Origin of the sequence: Nocardia lasii, assembly GCF_042658545.1 — a bacterium.
GTDB lineage: Bacteria > Actinomycetota > Actinomycetes > Mycobacteriales > Mycobacteriaceae > Nocardia > Nocardia lasii.
The window spans coordinates 464,559-471,315 of record NZ_JBHSQN010000001.1 but is presented as its reverse complement, the minus strand read 5'-3'; the positions used below and the strand labels follow the sequence as shown (position 1 = coordinate 471,315).

Sequence of the window (6,757 nt, the reverse complement as noted above, 5' to 3'; positions counted from 1 at the left end):
GCGGGCTCTTGTTACGTGCGGGGGCGATCAGGAGGGCAGCAGGCCCTTGTTCGCCTGGAAGAAGTCGATCACGGCCGGGTCCAGCTGAGTGCCCTTGGCCGAGTTGACGAAATCGATGGCCTGCTGCGGCACGGCGATGCCCTGCTGCTGCACGACGGTGAGCGCGCGGTCGACTGCCGAGAACACCTCGGCGCTCGGATCCACCTGCACCTGCGGGACATTGACCTGCGGGGCCCAGCTCGGGGTGGAGGGAGCGACACGCTCGGAGGGGCCGCTGCTCAGGCCCAGCTTCGACGAGCAGGAGGGCCAAGCGCCCCAACCCTGCGAGGCGAGCACCTTCTCGGCGACCACGATCTGCTCTTCGCGGGTGGCCTGGTGCGCGGAGGCGGCGTACTCGCCACCGCCGTGTGCGGCCCAGGTGGAGGGCGAGAACTGCAGCCCACCCTGGTAGCCGTTGCCGGTGTTGATACCCCAGTTGCCGCCGGCTTCACACTGTGCGAGGCGATCCCAGTCGGAGTCGGGGGCCGCGCTGGCGTTTCCTGCGAGAGCCGCGGCTGCGGTGCCGAAGATCGCGCCGGTGACTGCGACCTTGGCCGCGGTGCGCCCGGTGGAAGTCGGCTTGCGGTGGCGTCCACTCATATCGGGTTTCTTCCTCTCCAGCGCACCTGCATGTGGTCCGGACTGAGAGGTCTCCCGGTCCGCCCTCACCCCTCGATTCCAGTCGGGGCCCGGTACCCGCGGGGTGAGGTTCGGTGCGGCGGGCCGGTGGTGTCGGGGACTTGCCCCGACAGAGAGAAACGGTACGACGGTCAGCGGGGAATGTCACTATTTGGTAACCGGCGTGTACTGCGCGGTCTCGGGGTCGTCTCAGGGTGATCCCCGATGTGTCCGCGCAGGTAGTCGCGGTGGGCGAAGTGCGAGACGGCTGTGCGCACACTTCGTTATCGCACCGTGATGTGACGAGGATCACATGTTTAGTTGGGAAGCCCTCGGCGGGGTAATCAGTTGACGCGTCACCGCGTCCGACGACCCGATCGCAGCGCGAAAATCAGCGCGAGCAGGAAACCTACCGGCGCGAGCATGGCCAGGCCGTACAACCACAGTCCCGGCTTGCCGTCGGACACGATCGGCGTCACGAAGATCGCGATCACCCCCACGAGCCCGATCCCGAACAGGACGAGCGCCACGTGCAGCAGGCGCTCGCCGGACTTACGCGAACCGGGCGTGGCCGGTTCAGGAGAATTCGTCACCGGTGCACCGTAAAACTGATGTGCTCGCGTTATAGCCACCGGGGTAGACTCGCAGGACATCGCGTCCCGCCTTGTTGGGGGGCGCGTTCTTTTCGCGACAAGCAGAAATGTGTAACCCGGACCACAAGGGTTCGGGTGCCGAATGATGAACGGGTGAGCGCAGTGCCGACCGGCCGGGTGAAGTGGTACGACGTCGAAAAAGGCTTCGGCTTCCTGTCCCAAGACGAGGGCGAGGACGTCTATGTGCGCTCGTCCGCGTTGCCCGCCGGCGTCGAGGGGCTCAAACCCGGCCAGCGTGTCGAATTCGGCATGGCCGCCGGTCGCCGTGGACCCCAGGCGCTGAAGGTGACGGTGCTCGAAGCGCCGCCGACCGTCGTGCGCGACCGCGATCGCGGGCAGACCCCGGCCCGCAAGGACGCGGGCCCGCGCAAGTCGCCCGACGAGCTGCACGGCCTGGTCGAGGACATGATCACGCTGCTGGAATCCACCGTGCAGCCGGATCTGCGCCGGGGCAAGTACCCGGACCGCAAGATGTCGCAGCGCATCTCCGAGGTGGTCCGCGCGGTCGCCCGCGAACTGGATCACTGAGCGCTGACGAAGTCCGGCCCCGAACGAATCGTTCGGGGCCGGACTCGTTTTCGGATGATCTAGGGCTGGTCGCTCGCGGGTTCGGGGGTCTGGATCGACCAGGCCGCGTGCGGGATGTAGCTCTCGCGACCGGTGGAGATATCGCGGGCCAGAATGGGGAGCTGGACCTCGATGCCGATCAGGCGCAGATCGGGTTCGGGCTTGGACTCGATGGTCAGGGCCCTGGCCCGGTCGGGGTAGTCGGCGAAGCTGAGCACCTTGTCGAGCTGTTCGCCGGTGGGACGCTGGTAGATCAGCTGGATCAACCAGGGCGACTCCGAGACCGCCTTCGGCAGCGACAACTGGACCGGGTAGCCCGAAGGCACTGTCAGCGGGACGGTTTCGCCGTACCGGCAGTCGGTCATGGTGACCGTGCAGTACACGAACGGATCGACCTCGATGGCCGTGCCGTGCGCGTAGGCGGTGAGCTTGGGTGTGTGGGCGGGCGCCTTCGACACCGCCACGGCGACCACGGTCGCGGTCACCAGGACCACGGCGAGCAGTGCCGCCGGGACCAGCGCGATGATCGTTCGAGCGTTGAGCTTGCTCACCAGGTGGGGTCTCCTGTCCCTCTCGGATGGTTGTTGGGCACTTCCTGCTCCACATGCTGTGGCCGATTGCCGCCCAACCCGGGCAGCAGTGAGTGCCCGGTATAGCTGACGAACGTCTGGAGCAGCCCGAGCACCAGGATCACGCTGATCAACGCGAAACCCTTCCAGTACTCGATCGGCATCAGCACACCGGCCGCGCCGCCGACGACCCAGCTCAACTGCAGGACCGTCTCCGAGCGGCCGAAACCGGACGCGATCGACTCCGGCGGCAGATCGTCCTGGATGGCCGCGTCCAGCGACACCTTCGCCAGCGCGCTCGCCGCCGAGGCCACCAGCGCCGCCACCGCCGCGCCGAACAGGTTGCCGGTGAGCGCCGCGAACACCGCGACCACCGCGCACGCGCCCGTGCAGCCGAGCACCACCGGCGACGGCCTGCCCAGTTGCAGGCGCGCCCCCGCCGCGTTGCCGCTGAAATTGCCGAGCCCCGCGGCCGCGCCGACCAGGCCGAGCATGGCCGCCTGTTCGGTGGGACTGCCCCCCGAGCCCTTGGCGACGAAGGCGATATAGAAGGTGAGGAAGCCGGTCAGCACGCGGATGGAACTGTTGCCCCACAGCCCGGTGACCACCGCCCGCCCCAGCGGCTGACGGCGTTTGCGCGCGGGCACCGAGGACGGCTGGCCGCGTTCGATGACCTCGGTGCGCGCGTCGGGCCCGTGGTAGGTCAGCGTCGCGGGGACCTCGCCCTCGGTCACCTCCACCCAGCGCGGGATCCGCAGGCTCAGATAGGTGCCCGCCACCGCGATGCCGGTGGCGAAGATCAGCGCGCCGGTGGAGTCGGCGATCAGGGCGGTGAGCGCGGCCAGTGAGCCCGCGCCGATCGTGCCGACGACCAGGCCGAACACGGTCAATCGCGAGTTCGTGCGGACCAGGTCGATATCCGGCGGCAGCACACGCGGCGTCACCGCGCTCTTGAGCACCGCGAACGACTTCGAGCCGACCATCATGCACAGGGCCAGCGGATACAGACCCCAGGTGTCGATATTGAAGATCAACAGGATCGCGAAACCCGCGCGCAGACCGAACGTCGTCGCCAGGGCGAGCCTGCGCCCGCGTTGCAGGCGATCGAGCAGCGGGCCGATCAGCGGCGCGATCAGCGCGAACGGCGCGATGGTGATCAGCAGGTACAGGGCCACCTTCGTCTTGGACTCGGCGGTGGCGCTGGCGAAGAACAGGGTGTTGGCCAGGGCGACGGCGATCGCCGCGTCGAGCGCGAAGTTCGCGATCGTGGCATAGGTGAGCGCGGTCAGGCCGGACTTGTCGGCGCCGTCGGCCTTGGCGGCCCGCTGGAAGGTCGCGAACCCGCGCTCGGTGAGTTCGCGGCTGCGCATCGCGGCCACCCGGGTCACCGTGAGTTTGCGGGGGACCCGCTGGGGCTGGTCGTCGACCGGTTCCTCGGCGCGCGGCAGCGCACGGGTGCCCTCGGGACCCTCGGGCGGATCGTGGCGCGGGGCGTCCCACTCGTCGAACCGGGGCTTGCCGGGCGGCGGCGCGACGGGACGCCCGTTCGACACGGGGGTCGTCGGGGCGCCGGGGTCGACCGGGCGGTTGCGGCGGAACAGGCTCCGCGACCGGACCGTCGGCGGCTCCGAGGGGAGCGGCCGGTCGGGCCGGGGGAAGACCTTGCGCGGGGCGCGCGGCGGGTACTGCCCGTAGCCGGGATGCGGCTCGGCGGCGGTACCGTCCCGGCGACCACGGTCGGGACCGGTTGGATCGCTGGGCGTAGTCACAAGTCCAATTCTGTCGCACTCCGGCTCGTCGTGTTCACTCGCGGCGCGGCAATGTCGGCCACATCAAGGCTAATTCCCCACGAATCGCACTTCGAACATGCGCGGCCAGTACTTTCCGGTGACCAGGAACCGGTCCCCGCCCAGCCCGGCGATGCCGTTGAGCACGTCGGTGCCCGCGCGTTCGGCGGGCGTGAGCAGCCCGGCCGCGTCGATGACCGCCAGGATCTCGCCGGACTGTGGATCGATGTGGAGTATTTCGTCGGAGGGATAGTTGTTGGCGTAGACGGTGCCGTCGGGGGCGCAGTCGAGCTCGTTCGGTTGCGGATCCCGGTAACCGGACAGCGTCACCGAACCGATCTGCTCGAAGCTGACCCGATCGCGGAAGGTGAGCGTGCCGGTGCCGTCGCTCATCACCAACCGCTCCGGTTGCGCGCACAACCCCCACCCCTCGCCCGCGTACTCGACGCGACGCAGCTCGGCGAGAGTGCTCGGGTCGCGGGCGATCGCGAACCCGTCCTGCCAGGTGAGCTGCCAGACAATCGATCCCGCCCTGGTCATCCCCTCACCGAACAACCGACCCGGCAGCCCCACCCGCGCGGTTTCGGTGCCCGTGGCCAGGTCGGTGGCCCGCGCGCTCGACACACCCCACATCCCGGTGCTCTCGTAGAGCACGCCGTCGACCACCTCGAGACCCTGGGTGAACGCCCGCGGATCGTGCGGTGACGAGCCGATCACCTCCACCCGCAACCGCGGCGGCTCCGACTCCCGCGGCGCGCTACAGGCCCCCGCGCCGAGCACACTGACCAGCACAGCGACGGCCAACGAACGGCGATTGCACTTCATACGGCAAAATGTATGCCGTGAGCGCAGTATCTGTTTCAGAGTCCGGCGTGCGTCCCGTTCTGGCCGACGCGGCCGAGGTCGCACGTCGTGCGCTCGTCGCGTTGGAGCCCCATGGGGTAGGAGTCCATCTGGGGGTGAGCGCCGAGGACGACACCGCGGCCACCCACCGGTTCGAGGCGACCCTGCCCGGCTACCTCGGCTGGCAGTGGGCCGTCGTGGTCGCCGCGCCCCCCGGCGCCGACCGTGCGACGGTGAGCGAGTCGGCCCTGCTGCCCGCCCTCGACGCCCTGATCGCCCCCGCCTTCGTCCCCTGGGAGCAGCGCGTGCGCCCCGGCGACCTCGGCCCCGGCGACCTGCTGGCCCCGCCCGCCGACGACCCCCGCCTGGTCCCCGGTTACATCGCCACCGGCGATCCCGTGGTCGACGAGGTGGCCCGCGAGGTCGGCCTCGGCCGCGTCCAGGTGCTCAGCGTGGAAGGCCGCGCCGACGCCGCCGAACGCTGGTACGCCGAATACGGCCCCGACACCGACATGGCCAAGGCCGCCCCCTCCACCTGCGGCCTGTGCGGCTTCTACCTACCCCTGGCCGGCGCCCTGCGCGAATCCTTCGGCGTCTGCGGCAACGCGATGGGCGCCGACGGACACGTCGTCAACATCGCCTACGGGTGCGGTGCGCACTCCGACGTGGTCGCACCCAGTGGCAACGGTTCGCCGCTGTACGAGGCGTTCGACGACCACGCGGTCGATTTCGTGGAGATCGCCCGGCCTGCCGTGGAGGCGGCGATCGAGGTTGCCGAGGAGTCCGCGACGGTCGCGGTTGTCGATACCGCTGCGGTAGGCCTCGAATCGGCTGCCGGGCAGGACGCCGTCGCGAACGGCGAAGGCGTCGAGTCCGCGCCGGCCGTGGAGGTCGTGGCCGAGTCCACTGCCGACCCGGCGATCGAGGTCGTGGAGGTGAGCGCCACCGTCGAACCGGCCGAGGTTGTCGGCGACCAGGTCGACGCGGTCGTCGCGGACCAGGGCGCCGCCGGCACGTTGTCGGTCACTGCCGAAGTCGCCCCCGAACCGGAAGCCGCTGGGGCGTCCACCGTGGCGGTCGAAGATGTGGCCAGCCGGGTCGGCGCCGAGGTGTCGGCCGAGGTCGGCGAAGTCGTCGCCGAACAAGGTGGCGCTGAGGTGTTGACCGCTGCCGGTGAAGTCGTGGCCGAGCGGGGTGGCGCTGACGTGTCGGCCGAGGTCGGTGAAGTCGTGGCCGAACAAGGTGGCGTTGAGGTGTTGACCGCTGCCGGTGATGTCGTGGCCGAGCGGGGTGGCGCCGATGCGTTGGCCGAGGTTGGCGAAGTTGCGGCCGAGTGGGCGGGTGACCGGCAGGAGACCGCTGAGGCCGAAGCTGTCGCGGCCGTGGAGGCTGAGCGTTCGGCGCTGGCCGAGGGCGCGCTGCCGGAGTCGGCGGACGCGGTGATCGCGGCCGAGGTTCTTCCCGTTGCTGAGACGGACGCCGAGGGTGTCGAATCCGGTGCTGTGGCGGCGGATTCGGTGCTTGCCGAGGCGACTCCGTCGGATTCGGTGGGCGATGTCGTCGAGGGCGATGCGTCCGTCGAGGCAGTTGCTGACGCCGAGGCGAGCGCGGTCGGTGTGGAATCCGAAGGTGGGGCGGCGGATTCGGCCGAGCTGCGTGGATCGTCGGTGTCGCGCTGAAC

7 protein-coding genes are annotated in these 6,757 nt (G+C 69.8%); 2 read left to right on the top strand and 5 right to left on the bottom strand.

What is annotated here, in order from left to right:
* Window positions 1-27: 27 nt before the first annotated feature.
* Together ACFP3H_RS02100 and ACFP3H_RS02095 are read right to left on the bottom strand one after the other, a co-directional pair.
* Entirely contained in the window at window positions 28-639 is a 612-nt protein-coding gene (locus ACFP3H_RS02100; protein ID WP_378598642.1) for a transglycosylase family protein, read from the bottom strand.
* Between the two features lie 374 nt (window positions 640-1,013).
* Window positions 1,014-1,250: a hypothetical protein gene (locus ACFP3H_RS02095; protein WP_378598639.1), complete on the bottom strand. Its 237-nt coding sequence runs from the start codon at window positions 1,248-1,250 to the stop codon at window positions 1,014-1,016.
* Window positions 1,251-1,412: 162 nt separating this feature from the next.
* On the opposite strand from ACFP3H_RS02095, the gene ACFP3H_RS02090 reads away from it, so the two are divergent.
* Complete coding sequence (locus tag ACFP3H_RS02090) at window positions 1,413-1,838, top strand: cold-shock protein (RefSeq protein WP_378599606.1); 426 nt, start codon at window positions 1,413-1,415, stop codon at window positions 1,836-1,838.
* Between the two features lie 59 nt (window positions 1,839-1,897).
* Here ACFP3H_RS02090 and ACFP3H_RS02085 read toward each other — a convergent pair whose 3' ends face one another.
* From ACFP3H_RS02085 to ACFP3H_RS02075, 3 genes are all read right to left on the bottom strand, one after another.
* Window positions 1,898-2,428 (bottom strand): DUF2771 domain-containing protein, encoded by a 531-nt coding sequence (locus ACFP3H_RS02085; RefSeq protein ID WP_378598636.1) that lies wholly within the window; start codon window positions 2,426-2,428, stop codon window positions 1,898-1,900.
* Window positions 2,425-4,215: an MFS transporter gene (locus tag ACFP3H_RS02080; RefSeq protein WP_378598633.1), complete on the bottom strand. Its 1,791-nt coding sequence runs from the start codon at window positions 4,213-4,215 to the stop codon at window positions 2,425-2,427. Before ACFP3H_RS02080 ends, ACFP3H_RS02085 begins: the two co-directional genes overlap by 4 nt.
* Before the next feature lie 69 nt (window positions 4,216-4,284).
* Window positions 4,285-5,058, bottom strand: coding sequence for a glutaminyl-peptide cyclotransferase (locus ACFP3H_RS02075; RefSeq protein WP_378598630.1), 774 nt, complete (start codon window positions 5,056-5,058; stop codon window positions 4,285-4,287).
* Between the two features lie 17 nt (window positions 5,059-5,075).
* On the opposite strand from ACFP3H_RS02075, the gene ACFP3H_RS02070 reads away from it, so the two are divergent.
* The gene (locus ACFP3H_RS02070) at window positions 5,076-6,755 is read left to right on the top strand and encodes a DUF3027 domain-containing protein (RefSeq protein WP_378598627.1); all 1,680 of its coding nucleotides are present in this window, start codon (window positions 5,076-5,078) and stop codon (window positions 6,753-6,755) included.
* Window positions 6,756-6,757 lie beyond the last annotated feature (2 nt).

Excerpts from the sequence above, each read along its gene's own strand:
- ACFP3H_RS02100 (WP_378598642.1), bottom strand. The coding sequence starts at position 639 with ATGAGTGGACGCCACCGCAAGCCGACTTCCACCGGGCGCACCGCGGCC.
- ACFP3H_RS02075 (WP_378598630.1), bottom strand. The coding sequence starts at position 5,058 with ATGAAGTGCAATCGCCGTTCGTTGGCCGTCGCTGTGCTGGTCAGTGTG.